The sequence below is a fragment of the Thalassotalea coralli genome, assembly GCF_055786205.1.
Window position 1 is genome coordinate 15,285 of record NZ_JBVVBK010000003.1, and the last position, 22,976, is coordinate 38,260.

Consider the following 22,976-nt stretch of genomic DNA (forward strand, 5'->3'; position numbering starts at 1 on the left):
TTAAGCCTCAAATTGTCTGTAAATAATAAAAGTAGGAGATGATTGAGGTGGAATTTAAGAAAGGTAACTCAGATCAGTAACTATAAATCACTCTGTCTATGGCTACTGACTGAGTATTTTTCGCTGAAGGACAAGCGCAGTAAGGAGTAACGCGCATTAAAGGACTACGGTATTAACAGTTAGATGACAGCAACAAACCTTAACGACAAGGCTTGATATTAGATTGGGCTTTTAACTACTCTTGTTCCAAAGCTTTTGATTATCTTTCATGCCAAAGTAATCATGAGCATGCCAACAGCGTGGCAATAAATCGAGCTGCTTTCGTTCAAGATAATTAGAAGACAAGCGCTCTAATATCTCATTTAATCGATCTTTACTTAGACGAGCAAAAGCTTGAGCTACCTCAGTATTATATAGGTTAACTGACGGTTTAATTTCCAAGTCTTGGCCGTGACCAATAAAAGTTAGCCCTCTTGTCGCAGTCCGGCAGATTGGGTGATCAGGCTGTTTAGGATAAAGCTGTGTCACAATGGCATATTCATAATGTTCAACTCTTTTGCCGTCTTCCTCGTACGGAATATACGTAATGCCATAGCCTTGTGGGTAATCACCGGTAATGCTTCTTAGGGTTTCAACAACAGTTTTATCGCAGGTACCTTTTTCAGCATTTTGAAACAGCGCTTGGTAGACCTTGGGCAATAACTTGTAGTTGTAACTGGACTTGGTCGATAAAATTATCGATGCATAAATCTGAGGTACCTTAATAACGTTACCAATGCCATTGCGAGGTGCAATAGCGCTTTTTAGCAACTGCTTTATAAACACTAACTTTTTGTGCTCTCGTATATTAAACCTATCGCGCTCAGTCTTAGAGTTTCCGATATATGTGGGTGCACCGATACCTTCAATTAAGAACTTTAACGTTTCACGATAATTTATTTGCAGTAAATTTTTTCGTTCATCGACTTTAATGGTGCGATAAGGATCTAAAGAACCATCTTCACCACACACAATTGCTTGTGCTTCTGGATGATAATGACCGATATCCTGAAGCAATGAAGCCATCAATATGGGAACTTTTACATCAGATAAAAAGGTTTGGTATGTTTCAGCGTCAATCGTTTTCAGATTTTTAAAATGCTCACCAGATGCGTTACCTAATACACTTTGTAAAAAGTCGTTAGCAACAACTGGACTTTCATCTATGCAAAGCTGATCCAATAACCTTAATGTTAAAACCGCTTTATACAGAGGTTTACTGCGCTCATTTGAGTCTGCTACTCGACTTCCTTCAGTAGGACTAAGTAACTGGATAGTGCCAAGAAATTTAGCAGATTTTCTGCAAGATTCTGCAAAAGTGCTGCCCTCAGACAATTCGATTATGTCATTACATAAAACTTGCAAAAATTGACAGCGCTCGTCACTTTCGTCTTTAAGCTCTTGCTTAAGATTACGCAAATCTCTTTCTATTTTGTCAATTTGCTTACGCGCTTTGTCGTTTTCTTTCTCGGTACTTAGCTCTGCAATTCTTTGCTGAAGTTTATCGAGTTTGCTGTCATTGAAAGGTTGGTTCTCATAAAACTGTTGCGCGCGCTCTAGCAAAGAATCTTTTAAAACACTCCGGCCGTATATTTTGTCCAGCAGTGTTTTAACTTGTGCAGTGAAGATACTATCTACTTTGTTTGCCATATACTTTGAGAGTTGAGAAGCGCCCGCAATTACTAGTAATGCTAATTAATTATCAGTAATGTCACAACAATTAATTTAATACTATAGCGAGCTTGTCGATTTTTAATAACAATTTGCTTTTTAGTTAAGTTGCAAATAACGCAATCAGAATTTTTTAAACACAATAAGGTTACGACAACGTCTCTAAACTCACTTGCGATGTTCTACCCACAAGTTGCTGACATATCGCGACAAGATCTGAATGTAAACCACCAGCTGTTACGTCTCGTCCTGCTCCAGGACCACGGATTATCAGCGGGTTTTCTTGGTACCACTGACTTTTGATCACAAAAATATTGTCACACGGTGTCAGTGTCGCCAACGCATTTAATTTATCGATGTTAACTAGCTTAACATTTGCCGCAACGATTTTGTCGTCCTTTGCCGTAAAACTTGCGATATAGCGAATCGCTGAATTCTCTTGCTCAGCCAGTGACAACTTTTTAGAAAAGAAGCCATCTAGCTCATCAGCTCGCGCAAGAAATTCCTCTTTTGATAAAGATTGCAAATGCTCAGGAACAAGATCTTGTCGGTCGATATCTTCTAGCGCAAGTTCATAACCAGCGAGTCTTGCTAAAATCAAAAGCTTGCGCTGTACATCTCGACCAGAAAGGTCTTCTCGAGGATCTGGTTCAGTTAATCCAAGGGCTAACGCTTGTTTAACTAATTCTGAAAACGGCTCATTTCCATCGTATTTTTCAAACAACCAAGATAAAGTACCTGAGAATATGCCTGAAACTTCAGTTATTTTATCGCCACTTTTAATTAAGTCGTCTATGGCAAAATTTACCGGCAAGCCTGCGCCTACTGTAGTATTTCCCATCCATAAACTTTTGGATTTATTCGCCGCATCATTCAAGGTTGCAAAAGTTTGTTTATCACTTGAAGCTGCCCACTTGTTTGCGCCAATCACATGAATTCCTTGCTCAAACAGAGGTAAATATAACCGACTAAAATCTTCGCTAGGCGTAATATCAACGACAATTAGCTCGTCATATGGGTGATTAGCGAGCCATGATAACAATGCATCATGATCATAAGGTGTCGCTTGCTTGTTAAATTGCTCTAATGCAGGCTCTACTTCTATACCATCTGTATCGATTAGCGCACGCGTCGAACTCACTAAGCCAACAAGATGCAAATTCTCTAATGCTGACACTCGCTCTAACTGAGCAGGCAGCATTTCTAAAAACCTTTCTCCAATATTGCCAAGCCCAGCAACAACTAACCCTATATGTCTTGCGCCTTTGGTCATAAGATGATGAACATTGTTGACAAGCTCGATAGAGCAGCTTTGCTTTAAAATTGCGATTAAGCTATGGCCGCTAGGAGAATCTATTACTGATACATAGCCATGGCGCTTAACAGCTCGTTTAAAGCGAGCTTTAAGCTTGCGCTGCTCTACAACTTTATGGCCAACGGCGGCAATGATAGATGCAGGCATAAAAGAAACTTCAGTATCATGGCTTGCAATCCACTGGCTTATTGGCTTTTGTTGCGATTGTTTAATAACAAGTTGTCCGCGATCAGCATCAAAACAAATCGCTTCAAATCGTTTTGCAGCTTTTAGGCATTCATCACCTAACAAACTTTCCGACTCTACAAGTAATAGGTCATTTAGGTAGGTAACTGATAGCTCTTGTTTAGCAATTTGACCAAATTGACCAATTTCAGTACCTGGAACTTCAGGAGCAAAGCTGCTTGCCACATGTAAATGTGAGGCTACGTTTGTCAACGGCTTTAATGTTTTAGCGTGAAGAACCGGGTTACCTAATCTACCTAGCTCACGAGCAACGCCACTGTGTAAACGGTTTAATTTGCGCGCATGAGGGACAACACGAGGATCAGCGCTATAAATACCATCAACGTCAGTCCATAAAGTGACATTTCTCGCATTAGTAAGAGCAGCCATGATTGTTGCAGAATAATCACTACCATTGCGGCCTAGAGTACAGCTATAGCCGTTTTCGTCTTTGCAAATATAGCCCGTAACAATTGTTAAGGTGTTACTTAACCGCTGCTGAGTAAATTGTCGCTTACTAATCTCATAGTCAACATTGCCGCTTGTTTCGCTATCAATGACAAGAAAATCTCTGGCATCTATTGATTGACTTGGACAAACGCTCTCGGATAAAACCGCCGAAAGCAATCTAGCTGACCAGACTTCACCAAAAGCCAGTACGTCCGATTCGAATTGCTTTGGATTTTGTTTCAGCCAAATATCTAGCTGCGAAATATCAGCCTTTAATGCTTCTGCTAATCTAGAAGCACTTGCTGCATTAAGTAACTCATCAATAAGCAGGAGCTGACTTTGTTCAAGCGCAGATATTGCATCCGTCAACTCATGACTTTCTTCAAGTGCTAACTGAAACAAAGCAAATAACGCATCAGTTGTATCGCCATTTGCCGACACCACAATTACGTCATGTAGCTGACAATGTTGTCGAATAATATCAATTACGCGCTGAATACACTGAACAGTTGCGAGGGAACTTCCACCAAATTTGTGCACATTAGTGGCGTGTTTAAGCAATTGATTTTGCTGAGCAGTTAACTGATTTTCTGCATTTGACGGACTGTTCATTTTTCTTCCAACGACTACTTAATTCGGTTTACCTACAAAAGATTATGCTTGGCTAGCATGCAAAGCTTGATTCAAATCTTCAATTATATCTTCGATGTCTTCAATGCCTACAGACAATCGTACTAACGACTGGCTGATACCAGCAGCTATTTGTGCTTCCAATTCCATGCCTGCATGAGTCATTGTTGAAGGATGACTAATTAGGCTCTCTACGCCACCTAGGGATTGCGCTAGGGTGAACAACTGAACGCTAGCAAATAACTTCTTAACAGCCTCGACACCGCCTTTTACTTCAAAACTCATCATTGAGCCAAAGTCGTATTGTTGTTGTTTGGCTAACTCATGACCTTGATGATCTTCAAATCCAGGGAAATACACTTTTTCTACTGCAGGGTGCTCTTTTAAAAACGACGCCACTTGATTAGCGTTCTCTTGGTGCTGTTTCATACGAACAGGTAATGTTTTTAAACCGCGAAGCGCTAAGTAGCTGTCAAACGCAGAGCCTGTAATACCAATACAATTTGCCCACCAAGCTAACTCTTCACCTAGCGCTTGTTCACGTGTCACTAACACACCACCCACAACATCACTATGACCATTAATAAATTTTGTAGTTGAATGGAAAACAATATCGGCACCCAGTAACAACGGCTGTTGCAATACTGGCGATAAAAAGGTGTTATCTACCGCAACTAACGCCCCAGCTGCTTGGCTTTGCGCTGTGATAGCTTTGATATCCACCAAGCGCATTAAAGGGTTACTCGGTGTTTCAATTAACACTAACTTAGGTTTCTGAGCTAAAGCTTTATCCAATGCATCTTGATCTGATTGGTCAACAACAACAAGCTTAAACTGCCCTCTTTTGGCTAAATGAGTAAATAAACGATAACTGCCACCGTAACAATCGTGTGGGATAACCACGGTATCGTCGACAGAAAGTAACTGACAGATAAGATGCACAGATGACATTCCGGTGCTGGTCACAATACCAACAGCACCTTGTTCTAAATCAGCAATAGCTTGAGCAAAAGTCGCTCTAGTTGGGTTACCCGTTCGAGAATAATCGAATTGGCGTTTATCGTTAAACCCTTTTAACGCATACGTGCTAGATAAATGGATCGCAGGTATAACTGCGCCATGATGCTCATCAGTATTTATGCCAGCTCTTACCGCTGTTGTTGCTAGTTTTTTGTCTGTCATGTGCGTTACCTTACCAAAAAATGCCGTTTTAGATGTTTGGACGTCCAAAAGTCTAAACCTTTTAAATTTTCCATGCAACAACTTTAGACTTCTAAACTTCTACACTTTCATTATTGACTCATGCTATCTAACGGGTAAAATCTCTTATTGTAATTAGGTTTTATCATTGAGGTACGCATGGCAGAGTGGAACGGGGAATATATTAATCCCTATGCTGAACATGGAAAAAAAAGTGAACAAGTTAAGAAAATAACCGTTTCAATTCCACTACGAGTATTAAAAGTACTAACTGACGAGCGTACTAGACGCCAAGTTAATAATTTACGCCACGCAACTAATAGTGAGTTGCTATGTGAAGCGTTTTTGCACGCATTTACCGGTCAACCACTTCCGAGTGACGAAGATCTTGCGAAAGATAACGAAGAAAAGTTACCCGCAAGCGTTCGCAAAATTCTTGAAGAAAAAGGTATTACTGATTTTAGTCAATACGAATCTGACGAAAACGAGTAGCAATTCACGAAAATCCGTGTAATAAAAGGAGGCTTTAAGCTTCCTTTTTTGTCGCCATCAATTTATTTCGCTATCACTTTCTGCCGTTATTAGGCAATCGACAAGCCCGAACAACCAGCCGAACAATAATACCAATAACAGATAAGTAATTAACTCCCAATCTAAGTAAATTGGGTTTAACTGCATTTCCTTCGCTATGGCCGTTTGCGTTAACGCAAGTTTACCCGTTTTTACTTTTTCCACTAAAGGCATAATTTTAGATACTGCCTCGTAAAAGAATAACACTAGGGCAAAAGTAAAGGTGCTGATTAACAGCCAACCTCGTTTCGGGCGATTTAATGTTAGCTGACCTATGCCAGGATAAACGAGGAGATTAAATAGAAATGCTTTGAGTTTGGGCTTAGCCATACAATCACTTACTTGAACAAAACTATAGTGAACGGCAGGACACATTGCCGTGTCACTATAGAATAATCAAGCTTTATGCGTTTTGCATATAGTTTTCAGGCATTTCTAAAGCAGCAACGCCAGAATCAACCGCGGCTTGTGCCACGGCTTTAGCAACACGACCACATAAACGAGAGTCCATTGGCTTTGGAATAATATAATCTTTGCCGAACTCTAATGCAGTTTCACCACTTGCCGCTAATACTTCTTGTGGCACAGGCTCTTTCGCCAATTCACGGATTGCATGCACACAAGCAACTTTCATTGCATCGTTAATTGTGCGAGCGCGAACATCTAATGCACCACGGAAGATAAACGGGAAACACAATACGTTGTTAACTTGGTTCGGGTAATCAGAACGACCTGTTGCGATGATCACATCTTCACGAGCAGCCTTGGCAACTTCTGGCTTTATTTCTGGATCAGGGTTAGAACAAGCAAAGATAACTGGATTGTTCGCCATCATTTTTACATGTTCTTCACTAAGAAGATCTGGGCCAGAAACACCAACAAACACGTCTGCGCCATCAATCACGTCTTCAAGAGTGCGTTTATCAGTATTGTTAGCAAAAAGCTTTTTATATTCATTTAAATCGTCACGACGCGTATGAACAACACCTTTAGTGTCTAACATGTAGATCTTTTCACGTTGTGCGCCACAACTAATTAATAGCTCCATACAAGCGATAGCGGCTGCACCTGCGCCCATACAAACGATATTAGCGTGTCTTAATTGTTTACCTTGGATTTCCAACGCGTTTATCATGCCAGCAGCCGTTACGATTGCCGTACCATGTTGGTCGTCATGAAATACAGGAATTTTACAACGCTCAATTAATGCTTTTTCAATTTCAAAACACTCTGGCGCTTTAATATCTTCAAGGTTAATACCACCGAAGCTATCAGCTATATTAGCAACAGTGCTAACGAATTCTTCAACAGTTTTATGCTTTACTTCGATATCGAAAGAATCGATGTTGGCGAAACGTTTAAACAGTAAAGCCTTTCCTTCCATTACCGGTTTTGAAGCCATACCGCCAAGGTTACCTAAGCCTAAAATCGCAGTGCCATTGGTGATAACTGCAACAGTGTTGCCTTTTGCAGTGTATTGATAAACTGCATCTGGGTTTTCAGCGATTTCGCGTACTGGTTCAGCAACACCTGGACTATAAGCTAAAGCTAAGTCTTTGCTCGTTTCGGCAGGAGTTGTTAATTCGATACTAATTTTGCCCGGCGATGGAAACTGATGATAGTCCAATGCTTGCTGGCGCAAATCTGTCATAGTGGTGTCCTTTAGAGTGCGTTAAAAAGTATTATGTTTTATTTTTCGCTAATGGTATGAGAACTCACCCCCTAATATCAACCCTGACCAGTTGGGCAAAATAAGCCTACACACCGCTTAAAACCTAGTATCTTTGGAAAACTAATACAAATAAGTTGGGTGAATATTCGAGATAAATAGGTTACTTTCTATATATCTTTTTTGTTATATCAAAGATTTTACTTATAACTTTTGTCTTTTTCGCTTCTTTTAGCGGCAATATTTCGCATTTAGTATACAAAAATCAGGACTACAGTAACTGTATGAATATGCGCAAAATGTTAAAATCTTGTTGCGATAATAGGCATAAGTAGCAATAAAAAGGTATAAAAAAACCACCTTGCGGTGGTTTTTAATATAAGAATTTTTCAATGAATACTATTCGCTAAATGGATTAACCAAGATAATAGTTTCATTACGGTCTGGTCCAGTAGAAACGATATCTACAGGAACGCCTGTTACTTCTTCGATACGCTTGATATAAGCGCGAGCGTTTTCAGGAAGCTGGTCAATTGACGTAGCGCCAACCGTTGACTCAGTCCAACCTGGCATTTCTTCGTATACAGGCGTTACTTCTTCATAACCTTCAGCCGCCGTTGGTGGAACGGTAATTACGTCACCATTAGCTGTTTTGTAACCTGTGCAGATTTTTAACGTAGATAAGCCGTCTAAAACGTCTAACTTAGTTAAACAAAAACCGCTAATTGAATTAATTTGAACCGCTCTGTGCATAGCTACTGCGTCGAACCAGCCACAACGACGTTCACGACCTGTCGTCGCGCCAAATTCGTGACCAACCGTACCTAAGTGGTTGCCGATTTCATCGTCCAATTCAGTAGGGAATGGGCCAGAACCAACACGTGTGGTATAAGCTTTGGTAATACCTAAAACGTAATCTAAGTAACGAGGACCAAAACCACAACCAGTAGCAACACCACCAACTGTTGTATTTGAAGACGTTACATATGGGTAAGTACCGTGATCGATATCTAGCAAGGTTCCTTGCGCACCCTCAAACATAATTGCATCGCCCGCTTTGCGTGCTTGATCTAACATTTCAGGAATGTCTGCGATCATGTTCTTAATGATATCTGCTACCGCTAATGCGTCTGCTAATACTTGATCGTAATCAACCGCTTCAGCTTTGTAGTATTGCGTAAGCGCAAAGTTGTGGTATTCCACAATTTCTTTTAGCTTAGCTGCAAATGCTTCAGTGTTAAGTAAATCGCCAACGCGTAAACCACGACGAGCAACTTTATCTTCGTATGCTGGACCAATACCACGGCCAGTAGTACCAATTGCTTTGCTGCCACGTGCTTTCTCACGCGCCATATCTAAAGCATTGTGATACGGAAGAATTAACGGACAAGCATCACTTATTAACAAGCGTTCACGTACTGGTACACCGCGCTCTTCAAGCATAGTGATTTCAGCCATTAAAGCTTTAGGACACAGAACAACGCCATTGCCGATTAGACATTTAACGTTATCGCGTAGAATACCTGATGGAATTAAGTGGAGAACGGTTTTTTCACCGTTAATCACAAGAGTGTGACCTGCGTTATGTCCACCTTGGTAGCGTACAACAAACTTTGCTTTGTCTGTTAATAAGTCAACTACCTTACCTTTACCTTCGTCACCCCATTGGGTGCCGAGCACAACGACGTTTTTACCCATATTTACTATGTGGAAAGAAAATTAGGCGGGGATTCTATCAAAAAGCCAGTACGAGTCCAAGCAAATATTTGATGGATTTTGCAGCAAATGAGCTAATTCATTGAATAGAAAATAACTTATATAGTTCAAAAAGAAATAATATCGTGGGAAGTCGCGTTTAACTAACCAGTAAAATAAATGCGCCTATCGCGACAACGATTAAGCCCATTGAGCGGATATTACTTGGGCTTTCTGCCGCTAATTTAGAAACATAGTTACGCCACTTGTTAGGAAACAGCGCCGGAACTAAACCTTCTATAACAAGCGCCAAGCCAAATGCAGTGATGAATAGTTCTAATGTCATATGATCCCCTATAAAAAAGCCGCGAAGCACTTAACGAACTTCGCGGCCATATCTTATTAAAACAACCTAGGCTATTTTGCTTTAGTACTATCTTTCAAGTAGTTAAAGAAGTCGTTATCTGGCTTAACAACCATGATGTCGTTTTTGCTGCTAAAGCTTTTTTCGTATGCTTCTAAGCTTCTGAAGAAATCATAGAACTCAGCATCTTTTTGGTAAGCGTCAGCATAAACTTTTGCCGCAAGCGCATCGCCTTCACCTCGGATTTCAAAGGCTCTCTTTTGTGCATCAGCTAACATTACGGTAACTTTTGCATCAATCGTTGCGCGAATAATCTCAGCTTGCTCTTGACCTTCTGATCTATGCTCTTTCGCTACAGCAGTACGCTCAGCGCGCATGCGATCATAGATAGAGTTACTTACCTCAGTTGGTAAGTTAATCGCTTTAACACGAACGTCAATAACCTCAATACCTAAATCTTCACGGCTGCTTTTCGCACTTTGTAGCGCTTTATCCATTAACTCATCACGTGTACCTGAAACAATTTCTTTAATCGTTCTAGAGCCAAACTCGGTACGCAAGCCATTATTAACTTTTTGCTTTAATAAGGCGCGCGCATTTTCAAGTGAGCCCGATGTACGTAAGTAGTATGTTGAGAAGTCAACTATGCGCCATTTAGCGTAAGAATCAACAATCAAATCTTTCTTCTCAGAGGTAACAAAACGGTCAGGTGCTTCATCCAGTGTTTGAATACGTGCGTCAATTTTACGTACAGATTCAATTAAAGGGACTTTGAAGTGTAAACCAGGTTCGTACACTTTCATCTCTCCAGCATCATCACGCTTAATTTTTGAGAATTGAAAAACAATACCGCGTTGTCCTTCAAAAACAACAAATACAGACGAAACAGCTAATAAGAAAACGACTGCAAATAAGGCAATTACAAAGTTCTTCATTGCTTAGTTTCTCCCACTGTTAAATCTATCACTACGACCTGAAAGCGAAGGCGCTGACGGCGTTGATTGCTGGCTAGATTGAATCGTAATAGGTTGTTGACTCATCTGTCTTGGCACAGTTTGCTGTTGGTTAATGATCTTGTCTAAAGGCAAATACATCATGTTGTTGCCACCATCAACATCAACCATCACTTTACTGGTATTGCTGTAAACTTTTTCCATCGTTGAGATGTAAAGACGCTTTCTAGTTACTTCAGGCGCAGCTTGATACTCAGGAAGTAACTTCTCGAAACGAGCAACAGCACCTTGTGCGTCTAATACAGTCTGCTCTTTGTACGCTAACGCTTCTTGCTCCATACGTTTAACACGGCCACGAGCACGTGGTTCAATGCTTTTTTCGTAGGCTTCAGCTTCACGAATAAAACGGACTTCATCTTCTTGCGCAGCAATAGCATCATCGAATGCATCTTTAACTTCCTCAGGAGGACGCGCATCTTTAAAGTTAACGTCAACAATGATAAGACCTAAATTATACGGTTCGATAATTTTCTCAAGCTCTGCCCATACAGATTGACGAACTTGTTCACGGCCGCTTGTTAAAACGTCATCCATTTTAGAATGACCAACAACGTAGCGAAGTGCACTATCAAGAGATTCACTTAAACTTTCGTCAGCATTAGTGACACTGAATACATAAGCACGTGGATCTACAACTCGATACTGAACTTGCATTTCAACACGCACTACGTTTTCGTCTTGAGTTAACATAAACCCTGACGCAGGTAAGTCACGAGTTGTTTGAATATCAACAGGAATAATTCTATCAACAAACGTCCACTTCCAGCGAAGGCCTGGCTCAACGGTGCCTGCGAATTGGCCAAAGCGCAACACAATGCCTTGCTCCGCTTCTTTAATGGTATAGAAGCCAGTAAACGCATAACCCAAAATAGCGATAATAAGGATCAGGCTAATACCAATAGAAGAGAAGCTTTTTCCAGAGCCGCCACCCGACGATTTCCCACCGCCAAATGCGCCACCAAATTTATTCCCTAAATCCTTTAATAACTCATCAAAATCAGGTGGACCTTGATTGTTTCCACCTTTATTTTTCCAGGGATCTTTATCATCTTTCCCTGGTTCATTCCACGCCATAACGCACTCCGTTATTTACACAAAATTGTTAATTTGCGACATATTAAGTCAAAAGTGGCCTTAATATATCAGGCTGTTAATTTTCAATAAAGCGTTCTATTGCTGCTTCATCATGTTTAATCAATTGATTCCACTGTTGAAGTGGCATCTTTATACTTAAAAGGCAATTACCTTGTTCATCATAATCTTCTTGAGAGATACAATTTAACTGGTAAAGTTTGCCTCGCAATTTGCCATAAGCAGGCGGTATTCTTAATTGGTGCTTTACTATTTGTCTTGCCATTCGCATCGACAACGCCTGAAATAGCATGTCTACTCCCTGACCAGTGTGTGCAGAAAGCCAAACCCTGATAGGATTTCCCTTCTCGTCACTGTCTATACGAGGCATAAAGTCTTCAAGTTTATCGATTTTATTACAAACTAATAATTGCGGCACTTCACCAGCGTCGATTTCAGTTAAGACTTCTTGCACTTGTTCAATATTTTCAGCACGTCTTTCGTCTGCAATATCAATAACATGTAAAAGTAGTTCTGCTTCACGCGTTTCCGTTAAGGTTGCTTTGAACGCTGCGACTAAATCGTGAGGAAGATGACGAATAAAACCAACAGTATCAGCAAGCACAGTGGTGCCAACATTATCCACTTCAATTCTGCGAAGTGTTGGGTCTAACGTTGCAAACAGTTGATCAGCTGCATAGACGTCAGCTTGGGTAATGCGATTAAATAAAGACGACTTACCGGCATTGGTGTAACCTACCAATGATACCGTAGGTACTTCCGCACGACTACGAGCTCGTCGACCTTGTTGTCGTTGCTTTTCCACTTTTTCTAGGCGTTTACGTATACTCACCATACGTTCGCGTAATAATCGTCGGTCAGTTTCCAGCTGAGTTTCACCTGGTCCTCTTAAGCCAATACCACCTTTTTGCCGCTCCAAATGGGTCCAACCACGAATAAGTCGAGTACTAATGTGCTTTAATTGGGCAAGTTCAACTTGCAACTTACCTTCATGAGTACGCGCACGTTGAGCAAATATATCAAGTATCAGTGTCGTTCTATCGACCACACGACATTGGCATAGTGCCTCGATATTTTTTTCTTGAGACGGCGATAAACTATGGTTAAACAAAATGACATTAGCATCATAAAGCTTTACCGCTTCGGCTATTTCTTCTGCTTTACCACTACCGACGAAGAATTTGGTATGAGGAGAGTTTCGCTTGCCGGTAATTACCGAAAGCGATTCAATGCCTGCCGAACTTACAAGCATTTCAAATTCTTGTAAGTCTTCGCGGGCAGTTTCTTCTGGAAAGTCTACATGAACAAGTATCGCCTGCTCACCTGCTTGATACCGATCAAACAAATGAGCAACTCCCAACAATACATGTCAGTTTCATTATTCTGGTGCATCCATAGGCTGATTATATCCGCCTTGATTAGTTTGTGGTGCCGTGTTTACCGCACGAGCTGGAACCACAGTTGAAATGGCATGCTTATAAACCATTTGACTTACCGTATTTTTTAACAAAATTACGAACTGATCAAATGACTCTACTTGTCCTTGTAGTTTGATACCATTTACTAAATAAATTGCTACTGGAATGCGATCGCGTCGCAACGCATTCAAAAATGGGTCTTGTAAAGATTGCCCCTTCGCCATTATTTGGCCCCTTTTGTTATTGTTGTGAAAAATAAAACTAAAATGCCTAGTGAAAATTTATAACAACGCGAGCTTCATGTTCAAATAAACTCTACCTAGACAAATTTAATTATACATCAATGTTTAAAGTTTGCTTAGCGCATGTGAAATTTGTTCAAGATTATTATCACTTTCCATGTCTAGCCACGTTAAATTTTGCCAGCTACGCAACCAAGTTAATTGTCGCTTAGCTAATTGTCTCGTGGCGCAAATCCCCTTAAACACCATATCATCATAGCTTATATCACCTTCTAAATATTGCCACATTTGGCGATAGCCAACGCACCGTATAGAAGGTAAATCTTCGTGTAAATCACCTCGAGCTTTTAAAGCTTTAACTTCCTGCTCAAATCCTTGCGACAGCATTTGCTCAAACCTAAGCGCAATCCTGTCATGCAAATCAGCGCGATTTTTCGGCGTTATCGCAAATTGTAGAACATCACCTGATACAGTTTCACCTTTAATTTGAGTTAATTGTGACAAAGTATTTCCAGTCAGGCGAAAAACCTCAATAGCGCGTGTTAAGCGTTGTGGGTCGTTTGGATGAATTCTCTCAGCAGATTCAGGATCTACTTTTGCCAACTCATCGTGTAGCGACTGCCAACCATGCTCTTTTGCCTGTTGTTCTATTTGCTTTCGTATATCGGCATTAGCAGCTGGTAACGGTGAAATACCCTCTATTAAGCTTTTAAAGTACATCATAGTACCGCCGACAAGAACTGGTATTTTTCCTTGGCTGCGAATATCAGCAATTTCAGCTAACGCGTCTTTACAGAAATCGGCAGCAGAATAACTTTCTTTAGGATCTCTGATATTTATTAGCCTATGAGGGTACTTTGCCAACTCATCGGCAGTAGGTTTAGCGCTACCAATATCCATTCCACGATATACTAACGCAGAATCTACACTGATAATCTCACAAGGAAAGTTATCTTTAAGTGCAAACGCCAATGCTGTTTTACCGGAGGCAGTAGGCCCCATTAAACAGATTACCGGCGGTTGCTTGTCTTTCGCTACCAAGTTGATTGCCTATACTAATCGCTCTATTGCTGATGTAAGGTCTACCTCAACAGAATTCAAGATAAGATTGTCATTAATTTTACCTTGCAGTAGTTGCTGAGCAGAAATACGTAGTAAATCAGTCCGTTGTTGAGAATAAGGCGACTCTGCTTCTACTTTTGCTGCCATTTCTTGCCAAACCGTCAAATCAACACCTTTGTTGATTGCCATCACATTTTCAATAAGCGCAATGAACGTGGCGGTAACATCTTGCTCGCGCCACAGTGTCGGAAACTCTCTAATCTGAACAGAATCTTTGTTTAAGATGTTTAATTTTATACCTAACCAAGTTAAGCCCTGCTCACTTAGATTAATAAGGCTAAGTTGTTCGGCATTTACTTTAACCTTTACTGGTAACAATAATGGCTGCGCAATTAAGCCCTGAGCGCCTCGATTAACAAATTTAGTAAGTGCCAACTCCTTCGCTAGTTTTTTAAGGCTAAGCAATCGTGGACCGTTAATAAAAATCATCGCGTAATTAGGCTCTATGAAGTGCCATTCTTTCACCTGATTTTCCGGCAATACGTTTTCTTGCTTGCTGCTAGATGGTTCGTGCTGCGCTTGCTCGCTAAAGCTAGGGTGCGGTGTCATCAAGTTTTGATAACTTCGTGATGCTTCGCCAATATTGGTAGCCTGCGATGACACTCTATCGGAGTACGAATGTTGATTGGATTCATGTCTTAATGGCTGAACATAATCACGGTTATAACGATTAGCATTGCCGTGCTGACTTCCTTGATAGTTTGAATCAACTGAATATGGAGAAGAACCTTCGGAAGCGGTTAACGGCTCAGTTGAAGCAAAAACACCAGATTTTTCATAGTGAAGACTTTCAGATTGCAGCCCTTCACTCTGGTCAAAACTTGGTTCTTGCGTTTTAAGTGTTTGCTGTAAACTTCTATGACATGCGGAATAGATAAAGTCGTGAACATAACGACTTTGATGAAAACGAACTTCATGCTTTGCTGGATGAACATTAACGTCAACCTCTCGCACATCAAGGGTCAAAAAAAGTACAAATGCGGGGTAATGCTCTAGCGGTAACCGCTCTTGATAGGCTTGTCTGATGGCGTGATTAATCAGCTTGTCACGCATCATGCGACCATTCACATAGCTGTAGCATAAGTCGTTTTGACTTCGCGAAAAACTAGGGGCAGCTATCCATCCGTTTAACGTTAAACCGTCGTGTTCAACGCTCACTTCTATGGCGTTATCGATAAACGCCTGTCCGCATACCATGGCAACACGTTTAGTTTGTTTTGTATAGGTGTCTGCTACCTTGTACTGCCTAATGATTTTACCGTTGTGTACCAAGGTAAAACCAACATCGAACCTCGCCAGAGCAATACGCTTGATGACTTCATCGATATGGCCAAATTCGGTTTTTTCTGTGCGTAAAAACTTGCGCCGCGCAGGTGTATTAAAAAACAAATCTACAACATCTATTGTTGTCCCGTTAACGTGGGCAGCAGGCTTTAACTCTACGGCCATATCACGCCCTTGTGCCTGCGCTTGCCATGCTGAATCTTGTTGCTCGGTTTTTGAGGTTAACGTTAGTCGAGACACAGAGCTGATACTCGCGAGTGCCTCTCCTCTAAACCCTAAAGAGGCTATACCTTCTAAGTCAGTTAAATCTTTAATTTTACTGGTTGCGTGGCGGCTCAGAGCAAGCGTTAATTCATCTTTAACGATGCCACTGCCGTTATCAGAGATACGAATGCGCTTTGCGCCACCTTTTTCAATATCGATTTTTATTTGAGTAGCGCCAGCATCAAGACTATTTTCAACTAACTCTTTTACAACGGAAGCAGGACGCTCCACTACTTCACCAGCAGCAATTTGGTTGGCAAGTCTTGCTGGAAGAATTTCTATGGTCATTAATTATTGCCTAGTCTGCGCGAGGAATTTTTAACGTTTGTCCTATACGAACAACATCGGAAGATAAATTGTTTAGAGATTTAAGTTTACTGACAGAAACATTGTATCGTTGTGCGACAACAGAGAGGGACTCTCCACGGCTTATTTTATGCTGTCGATAACCAATAGAAGCGTAGTAGGATCCCATGGGTGGTTGATTAGCAAAGTATTGTTTTATCCCTTTAAACATTGCATTTGCGAGCTTTTGCTGATGTTTTTTATTCGTTAAGTTTCTTTCTTCTTGGTGATTGGAAATAAAACCAGTTTCTACCAATATTGAAGGAATATCAGAAGATTTTAAAACACCGAAATTACCGTGTTGAGGTGACTTTTTGTGTAATTTTGTCACGGTTTTTAATTGGCGGAGCATATAAGAAGCGGTACTTAAGCTCACTTCTAACGAGTGTTCTTTACTCATATCTGCGATAGTCATCGCTAAATTATCGTCATTGGTATTTTTAATAACGCTACCACCGCCACCCAATAATTCTGAGTTTTTCTCTCTATTTTTTAACCATTTAGCTAATTCACTTTCTACTCGACTGTTCGATACCACCCACACAGACGCGCCACTTGGCTGCGGTGTTCGAAAAGCGTCAGCGTGAATAGAGACTAACAAGTCGACTTGCTTCTTACGTGCGATCTGGCTTCTGCGACCAACAGTGATGTAATAATCTCCCGTTCGGATCAGCTCAGCACGAAGGCCCTTTTCTTTGTCTATCAATCGCTTCAAACGTTTGGCTATAGCTAAAGTCACATGTTTCTCGTAGTTACCTTTAGCACCAATAGAACCTGGGTCTTCACCACCGTGGCCTGCGTCTATACCGATCACAATATCGCGCTTGTCGGTATTGCGCGTTCGCACACTTTGCACAACGCGATTTTGGTCATACAGATCAACCACTAATCGATTACCATATTGCCCAGCAGGCGCAAGGGCAAATACCGTTAACTTGTATTTGTCCTCTAATTCGATCACTAAGCGTGTCGCATGTTTGCTTTTAGGTGTAGAGGTGCGAATACGTTTGATTCGCTTATCTTTTGAGGCCAGCGCTTTTAGTTTGACGATGTTTTTTGTGTCTTTAAAATCGATCACCAATCGATTGGGACCACTCAAACTAAAATAGGTGTATTCTGGGGTATTTTTAAGATCAAATACTATGCGGGTATTTTCAGGCGCTGGCCAAATACGAACACCATCAATGCTATTTTTCTGCGCAGCTTGTAGCTGAACAGATAACAATGACAATAACAAAACCAGCAGACTGCGAGTCGCGAAACACCGCAACATAGTGATTACCTCTTTTAATGCACTAGGACAATAGTGCCAAAAGCTGACGACCTTTGGAAGTATTGCCGTCAATTTCTATTATTCGTTGTTCATCCTGATACGACAAATAAATGTCTATATCCGCTTCTGGTAGCAATCCTTGACCTTTTTCAGGCCACTCAATAAAACTAGATGATTGCTGATCGAAATAATCGCGAATTCCCATAAATTCAAGCTCTTCAGGGTCGCCTAAACGATATAAGTCAAAGTGATATGCTCGCCAATCTGCTAACTCATAAGGCTCAACTAAAGTATACGTTGGACTTTTTACCGCACCTTTATGACCAAGCCCTTGGATAAAACCTCTAGTTAATGTGGTTTTTCCTGCGCCTAAATCTCCGTGTAAATAGACAATAATACCCGACTTAATCTCGTCTTTTACCGCATTTGCGAGCTGGCCGCCCATGGCAACTGTTGCTGTCTCGTCCACTAACAATTTACTAAAGCGTGCTTGTGTCATATTTTCTCATTCAATAATCTTTGTACTTCAGGGAATAAATCACTGGCAAGCATACCAATTTTACCCTGTTGTCGCGCAATAATATCTGCGGCTTTTCCATGAAAATAAACCGCAAGCCTTACCGCATCAAACGGGCTACGTACTTGCATCAGCATAGCGGCGATTATACCTGATAATACATCGCCCATGCCACCAGAGGCCATACCTGAATTTCCACTGGTGTTTATCCATGTTTCTTTACCGTCATATATAAGGCTGCCTGCACCTTTAAGTACACAGATTCCACCATATTGCTTTACTATGGCTTTACACGTTGCAAACCTATCTGACTCAACCTCAGCAACAGTTATACCCAACAATTTCGCGGCTTCACCAGGGTGAGGCGTAAGCACCCAATTATCTTTCTTTACTGGATTACGCGACAATATATTCAAACCGTCAGCATCAACCACCATAGGCTTAGGTGAGGCAACCACTTGCTTGAACAAAGACTCTGACCATTGAGATTGCCCAAGCCCCGGCCCTAAAATTATCACCTTAGCTTTTTCAAAAAATAAACTATCAGCCAATTGCGTTGCATTATCAGGGGCAAGCATTAACTCTGGTCTACCGGTCAGCACTAAACTGTGGTTTTCTTGATGACAACTAACTGCAACCAGCGCAGCACCAGACCTAAGAGCAGCTTCACTGGCAAGTCTAATCGCGCCCGGCATGCCTTTTTGTCCACCGACGGTTAAAAGTAACCCAATATCACCTTTATGGCTTACTTCATCTCGCGCTGGTCTTGGCGGTAAAGTCGCTTTCCCTTGAATAAAAACGTCCCCGTCAATAAGCTCATTAAAGGGGTCATTTAGCGTGAGTGACGCAAGTTTCAAAAGCCCGACATGTTTTGCTGCTTGCCCAGTAAGTAATCCTTGCTTTAAAACAATAAAGGTGACAGTTTGCCAAGCTTTAATGGCAACGGTAGTTACACCACCTGTTGAGGCATTAAGGCCAGAGGGCACATCAACACTCATAATAGGAACACCTGAGTGATTTAATAATTCAACTAGCTCAATGTACGGCGCTTGTAATGTCCCTTTAAAACCAATACCAAACAAAGCATCAACGATCAGGTCATAATGGTTTTCGGTAAAGAACTCATTTTTTAATGTAAGTTCGCTTTGATAAATAATAGTTACGTGAGTAGAAGCCAATTGCTCAAAAGCAGCGAGCGCATCCCCTTTTAGTTGGCTAGCTTCACCGCAAAAATAGACGGTAACTTGCATGCCTTGTTCATGAGCAAGACGGGCAATGACAAAACCGTCACCGCCATTATTTCCCTTGCCTGCGACAATGAAGAGTTGCTGTGCATCAGGGCACTGCTCTTGTAAATAACTAAAAAATGCCTGTCCAGCTCTTTCCATAAGCGCTGATAAAGAAATACCTTGTGTTGTCGCTACATACTCTTCCTCCGCCAACACTTGTGTCGCTTGATAAGCGCATTGTGGTAAACTTTGCAAATAATCAGTAACCGGCATAATCTCGCTCGCTCTTATAAATGGCTCAGTCAGACATAAACTACCTAGAACTCGCGGAAAAAATCAAGTCTTGGGGGAAAGATCTTGGTTTTGCTGATATTGGCATCTCTGATATTGATTTGAGCGACCATAAAGCCGCCTTTCAAGGTTGGTTGGATAAAGGATTTCATGGTGATATGGAATATATGGCTCGTCATGGAGACATGCGCAGTAACGTTGATTTGCTGCACCCAGGCACTATTCGCGTGATCAGTGCCCGTATGGATTACCTACCACAAAGTGCAAAGTTCGCCGAAACCTTAAAAGACCCAAAGAAAGCATATGTTAGTCGATATGCGCTTGGTCGGGATTACCATAAGCTTATGCGCAAGCGTCTAAAAAGTCTGGGTGAAAAAATTAGTGAATATTGCGAAGACTTTTCCTACCGCCCTTTCGTTGATTCAGCCCCCATTTTAGAACGACCGCTAGCGGAAAAAGCAGGACTAGGCTGGACGGGAAAACATACCTTATTAATCAATCGCGATGGCGGCTCTTGGTTTTTTCTAGGAGAACTTCTGGTGAATATTCCTCTACCGGTATCGACTCCCGTTCAAGAAGAATGCGGCACTTGTGTCGCCTGTATGAAAATTTGTCCAACAGATGCCATCGTAGCCCCCTATGAAGTGGACGCTCGCCGCTGTATTTCTTATCTAACTATAGAACATAAAGGTGAAATCCCTGTTGAATATAGAGCTAAAATGGGAAACCGAATTTACGGTTGTGATGATTGCCAGCTTATCTGCCCTTGGAATAAATATGCTGAGCTTTCCGCCGAAGTGGACTTTCAAGCTCGACAGCAACTAGACAGCAGTGATTTACTCACACTGTTTAATTGGACTGAAGAAGAGTTTTTAAATAAAACTCAAGGTTCAGCTATAAGAAGAATAGGCTTTGAGGCTTGGCAAAGAAACATCGCCATTGCCCTTGGTAACGGTATTAGAACACCACAAATTTTGACAGCCTTAAAAGAAAAACGTGAGCAATGTTCGCAACTTGTTGCGGCTCATATCGACTGGGCTATTGAACAGTTAGAGCAGCAATTGCAACTTTCCGATAGCTCACCAGAAAAGCGTTTAAATGCCCGCTTAGTGCGCTCAATTGAAAAAGGTCTACCGCGAGACGCATAATTAGGGCCAGTTGGTCTTTCGATCGGCCTAAGGGTTAGCTATTCCACTTCTTGTCGAAAAAAGCTTTGCCACTTTGTTACCACTTGCTCAACAATTTCAGCGTTTTTGTTTTCTAATTTTGAACGCGCAAATAATGCAATAGCTTTATCAGCAAAAGGATAATCTTCTTCCTTAAGCACATTTGCATCTTTCATGGCGATCATTATTTTCAACAGCGTAATGGAAAAACGAACACTGTTTGGCGCAAGTTGTATTGCTTGTAAAACCGAATCCATGGCTGGCGGATAACGCTTTTTATCAAAGTGTTCAACGGCCATTTCATGGAGCTTCTTAGGAGTGAAATGGATACGCTCTCGCTCATCTATTTCTTGTTCAATATACTTGTTAACAACTTGACTGGTTAATGACTCACCCGAAATTTGGTTTTTTACAACATCCAGCAGCATCATAGCTTCTTCACGCATACCTAACTCGTGAAAAATCTTCACTTTATCTAAGTTGTCTTCTAATTCAGTTGAAGAACGCAAAGATATTTGATTATCAACAATACGTTGTGCTTTTGCTGGTTGATTTCGAGCTTTATATAATCGAGCCTGTGCAACTAACACTTGCTCTTTAAAATCACCCGCTTCTCTGTATTCACTGTTAATCTGCGCGATGTAACGCTCTGTTTTTTGCAATAAGTTTTCTGCACTTCCGTCTGTTACCGTTTGTGCCAAATCAATACCCGCACGTATCACGTTTAACATTAGCTGTGGCGAGTCGTGAATGGAGTTCTTGGCATTAGTTAACATACTCAAGGTTGCTTGATACTGGCCTTTATGATCGTGGTTTAATCGAGCAAGGTCCCAAGATTTTTTATTTCTTTCTACGTTTCTTGGTGACAAAGCAGTCGCTTTTTGAATTTCAAAATACGCTAAATCAAATTTCTCTTTTTCAATATGATATTGCGCTAGCAAATCATGCATAGCAAAACGTGTGTCAGGCCTATCTGTTAACGTTTCAATAAGCTCTTCAATTTCACTTATTCTCCCTTGCTTTAACAAAGACTTCACATACCCTAAATAGACCCAGCTAAATTTATAGGTATTTAGTAGCTCTTTGTAAAAAGCTTCTGCTTCTTTGAATTCTAATAGACTCAGTAAAGCCTCACCACGCATCCGCAATATATTGACATGAAACGGCTTTAATTCTTTGTTTAACAGGTGACGATCTGCATAGTAAATAACTTTCGAGTACTGTTTGCGATCAATCGCTTGATATAGGTTAAAAATTTTACCTTTAACCTTTAAAGTATGGATCAATCGCTCTTGCACTTGCTTGGGTACTAAGGGTTTTACCCAAAAATCGTCCGGCTGTAGCTCAATAATAGAGTTAACAATACTTTCTTTGGTTTCTGTGCTGAGAAAAATAAGGACAGTTCTACGAGTAACATGCGCCTTAAACTTTAATTCTTCCAATAAGTGGAAGCCATCCTTGTCACTATTGACATTAAAGGCACAGATAACGATTTGAAACTGAGTTTCATTACAGAGGCGTAAGCCATAATACGCATTTTGAGCACAACGAACTTCACGTATACCCAAGTCATATAACGATTTTTTTAAAGTATCGTGAACTAAGGTATTATCGTCGATAATTAGTACACTTAGATCATCTAAATCTTCAAAAAACTGTTGCTTCACCAGTTCCATCTAATACTTCCAAATTTAAGTGTTTATCACACCACTTTGTTTACTTGATTGCATGCGTTGCTCGCACTTTTTCAAAATGATTTTCTTATCATTCTCAGCTAATTTAGACCAACCGACAATCTCGTCTAGGTGGCGAAAACACCCTAAACAAACATCGTTAGTATCTAAACAGCACTTTCTCACGCATGGGCTCATTGTTTTAGGATCTATGTTCAT

General features: G+C 40.9%; 20 protein-coding genes. 2 read left to right on the forward strand and 18 right to left on the reverse strand.

The features are described from left to right. Positions 1–231 precede the first annotated feature (231 nt). From ACOB80_RS08345 to metB, 3 genes are all read right to left on the reverse strand, one after another. A complete protein-coding gene (locus tag ACOB80_RS08345) occupies positions 232–1,689 on the reverse strand; it encodes a hypothetical protein (protein WP_473165360.1) in 1,458 nt (485 codons plus the stop codon). A gap of 169 nt (positions 1,690–1,858) precedes the next feature. Beyond that, complete coding sequence (gene metL, locus ACOB80_RS08350) at positions 1,859–4,312, reverse strand: bifunctional aspartate kinase/homoserine dehydrogenase II (protein ID WP_473165361.1); 2,454 nt, start codon at positions 4,310–4,312, stop codon at positions 1,859–1,861. A 42-nt stretch (positions 4,313–4,354) separates the two neighbouring features. Continuing rightward, a complete protein-coding gene (gene metB / locus ACOB80_RS08355) occupies positions 4,355–5,512 on the reverse strand; it encodes a cystathionine gamma-synthase (RefSeq protein ID WP_473165362.1) in 1,158 nt (385 codons plus the stop codon). A 177-nt stretch (positions 5,513–5,689) separates the two neighbouring features. On the opposite strand from metB, the gene metJ reads away from it, so the two are divergent. Further along, a complete protein-coding gene (metJ, locus tag ACOB80_RS08360; RefSeq protein ID WP_473165363.1) occupies positions 5,690–6,022 on the forward strand; it encodes a met regulon transcriptional regulator MetJ in 333 nt (110 codons plus the stop codon). 57 nt (positions 6,023–6,079) lie between these two features. Here metJ and ACOB80_RS08365 read toward each other — a convergent pair whose 3' ends face one another. The 13 genes from ACOB80_RS08365 to ACOB80_RS08425 all read right to left on the reverse strand — a co-directional run bounded on the left by ACOB80_RS08365 (position 6,080) and on the right by ACOB80_RS08425 (position 19,900). Beyond that, complete coding sequence (locus ACOB80_RS08365; RefSeq protein WP_473165364.1) at positions 6,080–6,430, reverse strand: hypothetical protein; 351 nt, start codon at positions 6,428–6,430, stop codon at positions 6,080–6,082. Positions 6,431–6,503: 73 nt separating this feature from the next. Continuing rightward, a complete protein-coding gene (locus ACOB80_RS08370; protein ID WP_473165365.1) occupies positions 6,504–7,751 on the reverse strand; it encodes a malic enzyme-like NAD(P)-binding protein in 1,248 nt (415 codons plus the stop codon). 417 nt (positions 7,752–8,168) lie between these two features. Then, complete coding sequence (locus tag ACOB80_RS08375; RefSeq protein ID WP_473165366.1) at positions 8,169–9,467, reverse strand: adenylosuccinate synthase; 1,299 nt, start codon at positions 9,465–9,467, stop codon at positions 8,169–8,171. 157 nt (positions 9,468–9,624) lie between these two features. Beyond that, the gene (locus tag ACOB80_RS08380; protein ID WP_473165367.1) at positions 9,625–9,810 is read right to left on the reverse strand and encodes a DUF2065 domain-containing protein; all 186 of its coding nucleotides are present in this window, start codon (positions 9,808–9,810) and stop codon (positions 9,625–9,627) included. A 71-nt stretch (positions 9,811–9,881) separates the two neighbouring features. Further along, positions 9,882–10,763, reverse strand: a complete 882-nt coding sequence (gene hflC / locus ACOB80_RS08385) for a protease modulator HflC (protein ID WP_473165368.1) — start codon at positions 10,761–10,763, stop codon at positions 9,882–9,884. Between the two features lie 3 nt (positions 10,764–10,766). Next, on the reverse strand, positions 10,767–11,915 hold the full coding sequence (gene hflK / locus ACOB80_RS08390; RefSeq protein WP_473165369.1) for an FtsH protease activity modulator HflK: 1,149 nt from the start codon (positions 11,913–11,915) through the stop codon (positions 10,767–10,769). Between the two features lie 76 nt (positions 11,916–11,991). After that, positions 11,992–13,278, reverse strand: coding sequence for a ribosome rescue GTPase HflX (hflX, locus tag ACOB80_RS08395; RefSeq protein ID WP_473165370.1), 1,287 nt, complete (start codon positions 13,276–13,278; stop codon positions 11,992–11,994). Positions 13,279–13,311: 33 nt separating this feature from the next. Further along, a complete protein-coding gene (gene hfq, locus ACOB80_RS08400) occupies positions 13,312–13,575 on the reverse strand; it encodes an RNA chaperone Hfq (RefSeq protein WP_473165371.1) in 264 nt (87 codons plus the stop codon). Positions 13,576–13,698: 123 nt separating this feature from the next. Then, on the reverse strand, positions 13,699–14,595 hold the full coding sequence (gene miaA / locus ACOB80_RS08405; RefSeq protein ID WP_473165865.1) for a tRNA (adenosine(37)-N6)-dimethylallyltransferase MiaA: 897 nt from the start codon (positions 14,593–14,595) through the stop codon (positions 13,699–13,701). Between the two features lie 48 nt (positions 14,596–14,643). Further along, complete coding sequence (gene mutL / locus ACOB80_RS08410) at positions 14,644–16,551, reverse strand: DNA mismatch repair endonuclease MutL (RefSeq protein WP_473165372.1); 1,908 nt, start codon at positions 16,549–16,551, stop codon at positions 14,644–14,646. 10 nt (positions 16,552–16,561) lie between these two features. Further along, complete coding sequence (locus ACOB80_RS08415; protein WP_473165373.1) at positions 16,562–17,881, reverse strand: N-acetylmuramoyl-L-alanine amidase; 1,320 nt, start codon at positions 17,879–17,881, stop codon at positions 16,562–16,564. A gap of 22 nt (positions 17,882–17,903) precedes the next feature. Next, the gene (gene tsaE / locus ACOB80_RS08420; protein WP_473165374.1) at positions 17,904–18,380 is read right to left on the reverse strand and encodes a tRNA (adenosine(37)-N6)-threonylcarbamoyltransferase complex ATPase subunit type 1 TsaE; all 477 of its coding nucleotides are present in this window, start codon (positions 18,378–18,380) and stop codon (positions 17,904–17,906) included. After that, the gene (locus ACOB80_RS08425) at positions 18,377–19,900 is read right to left on the reverse strand and encodes an NAD(P)H-hydrate dehydratase (protein WP_473165375.1); all 1,524 of its coding nucleotides are present in this window, start codon (positions 19,898–19,900) and stop codon (positions 18,377–18,379) included. Before ACOB80_RS08425 ends, tsaE begins: the two co-directional genes overlap by 4 nt. Positions 19,901–19,920: 20 nt before the next feature. Here ACOB80_RS08425 and queG point away from each other — a divergent pair, with 20 nt between their 5' ends. Then, positions 19,921–21,066, forward strand: a complete 1,146-nt coding sequence (gene queG, locus ACOB80_RS08430; RefSeq protein WP_473165376.1) for a tRNA epoxyqueuosine(34) reductase QueG — start codon at positions 19,921–19,923, stop codon at positions 21,064–21,066. Between the two features lie 38 nt (positions 21,067–21,104). Here queG and ACOB80_RS08435 read toward each other — a convergent pair whose 3' ends face one another. Further along, complete coding sequence (locus ACOB80_RS08435; protein ID WP_473165377.1) at positions 21,105–22,760, reverse strand: response regulator; 1,656 nt, start codon at positions 22,758–22,760, stop codon at positions 21,105–21,107. A gap of 15 nt (positions 22,761–22,775) precedes the next feature. After that, positions 22,776–22,976, reverse strand: coding sequence for a DUF1289 domain-containing protein (locus ACOB80_RS08440; RefSeq protein WP_473165378.1), 201 nt, complete (start codon positions 22,974–22,976; stop codon positions 22,776–22,778).

What these genes read in the sequence shown, in the direction of transcription:
- ACOB80_RS08345 (WP_473165360.1), bottom strand. Translation starts at nt 1,689, where the DNA reads ATGGCAAACAAAGTAGATAGTATCTTCACTGCACAAGTTAAAACACTG.
- metL (WP_473165361.1), bottom strand. Translation starts at nt 4,312, where the DNA reads ATGAACAGTCCGTCAAATGCAGAAAATCAGTTAACTGCTCAGCAAAAT.
- metB (WP_473165362.1), bottom strand. Translation starts at nt 5,512, where the DNA reads ATGACAGACAAAAAACTAGCAACAACAGCGGTAAGAGCTGGCATAAAT.
- metJ (WP_473165363.1), top strand. Translation starts at nt 5,690, where the DNA reads ATGGCAGAGTGGAACGGGGAATATATTAATCCCTATGCTGAACATGGA.
- ACOB80_RS08365 (WP_473165364.1), bottom strand. Translation starts at nt 6,430, where the DNA reads ATGGCTAAGCCCAAACTCAAAGCATTTCTATTTAATCTCCTCGTTTAT.
- ACOB80_RS08370 (WP_473165365.1), bottom strand. Translation starts at nt 7,751, where the DNA reads ATGACAGATTTGCGCCAGCAAGCATTGGACTATCATCAGTTTCCATCG.
- ACOB80_RS08375 (WP_473165366.1), bottom strand. Translation starts at nt 9,467, where the DNA reads ATGGGTAAAAACGTCGTTGTGCTCGGCACCCAATGGGGTGACGAAGGT.
- ACOB80_RS08380 (WP_473165367.1), bottom strand. Translation starts at nt 9,810, where the DNA reads ATGACATTAGAACTATTCATCACTGCATTTGGCTTGGCGCTTGTTATA.
- hflC (WP_473165368.1), bottom strand. Translation starts at nt 10,763, where the DNA reads ATGAAGAACTTTGTAATTGCCTTATTTGCAGTCGTTTTCTTATTAGCT.
- hflK (WP_473165369.1), bottom strand. Translation starts at nt 11,915, where the DNA reads ATGGCGTGGAATGAACCAGGGAAAGATGATAAAGATCCCTGGAAAAAT.
- hfq (WP_473165371.1), bottom strand. Translation starts at nt 13,575, where the DNA reads ATGGCGAAGGGGCAATCTTTACAAGACCCATTTTTGAATGCGTTGCGA.
- miaA (WP_473165865.1), bottom strand. Translation starts at nt 14,595, where the DNA reads ATGGGGCCTACTGCCTCCGGTAAAACAGCATTGGCGTTTGCACTTAAA.
- mutL (WP_473165372.1), bottom strand. Translation starts at nt 16,551, where the DNA reads ATGACCATAGAAATTCTTCCAGCAAGACTTGCCAACCAAATTGCTGCT.
- ACOB80_RS08415 (WP_473165373.1), bottom strand. Translation starts at nt 17,881, where the DNA reads ATGTTGCGGTGTTTCGCGACTCGCAGTCTGCTGGTTTTGTTATTGTCA.
- tsaE (WP_473165374.1), bottom strand. Translation starts at nt 18,380, where the DNA reads ATGACACAAGCACGCTTTAGTAAATTGTTAGTGGACGAGACAGCAACA.
- ACOB80_RS08425 (WP_473165375.1), bottom strand. Translation starts at nt 19,900, where the DNA reads ATGCCGGTTACTGATTATTTGCAAAGTTTACCACAATGCGCTTATCAA.
- queG (WP_473165376.1), top strand. Translation starts at nt 19,921, where the DNA reads ATGGCTCAGTCAGACATAAACTACCTAGAACTCGCGGAAAAAATCAAG.
- ACOB80_RS08435 (WP_473165377.1), bottom strand. Translation starts at nt 22,760, where the DNA reads ATGGAACTGGTGAAGCAACAGTTTTTTGAAGATTTAGATGATCTAAGT.
- ACOB80_RS08440 (WP_473165378.1), bottom strand. Translation starts at nt 22,976, where the DNA reads ATGAACATAGATCCTAAAACAATGAGCCCATGCGTGAGAAAGTGCTGT.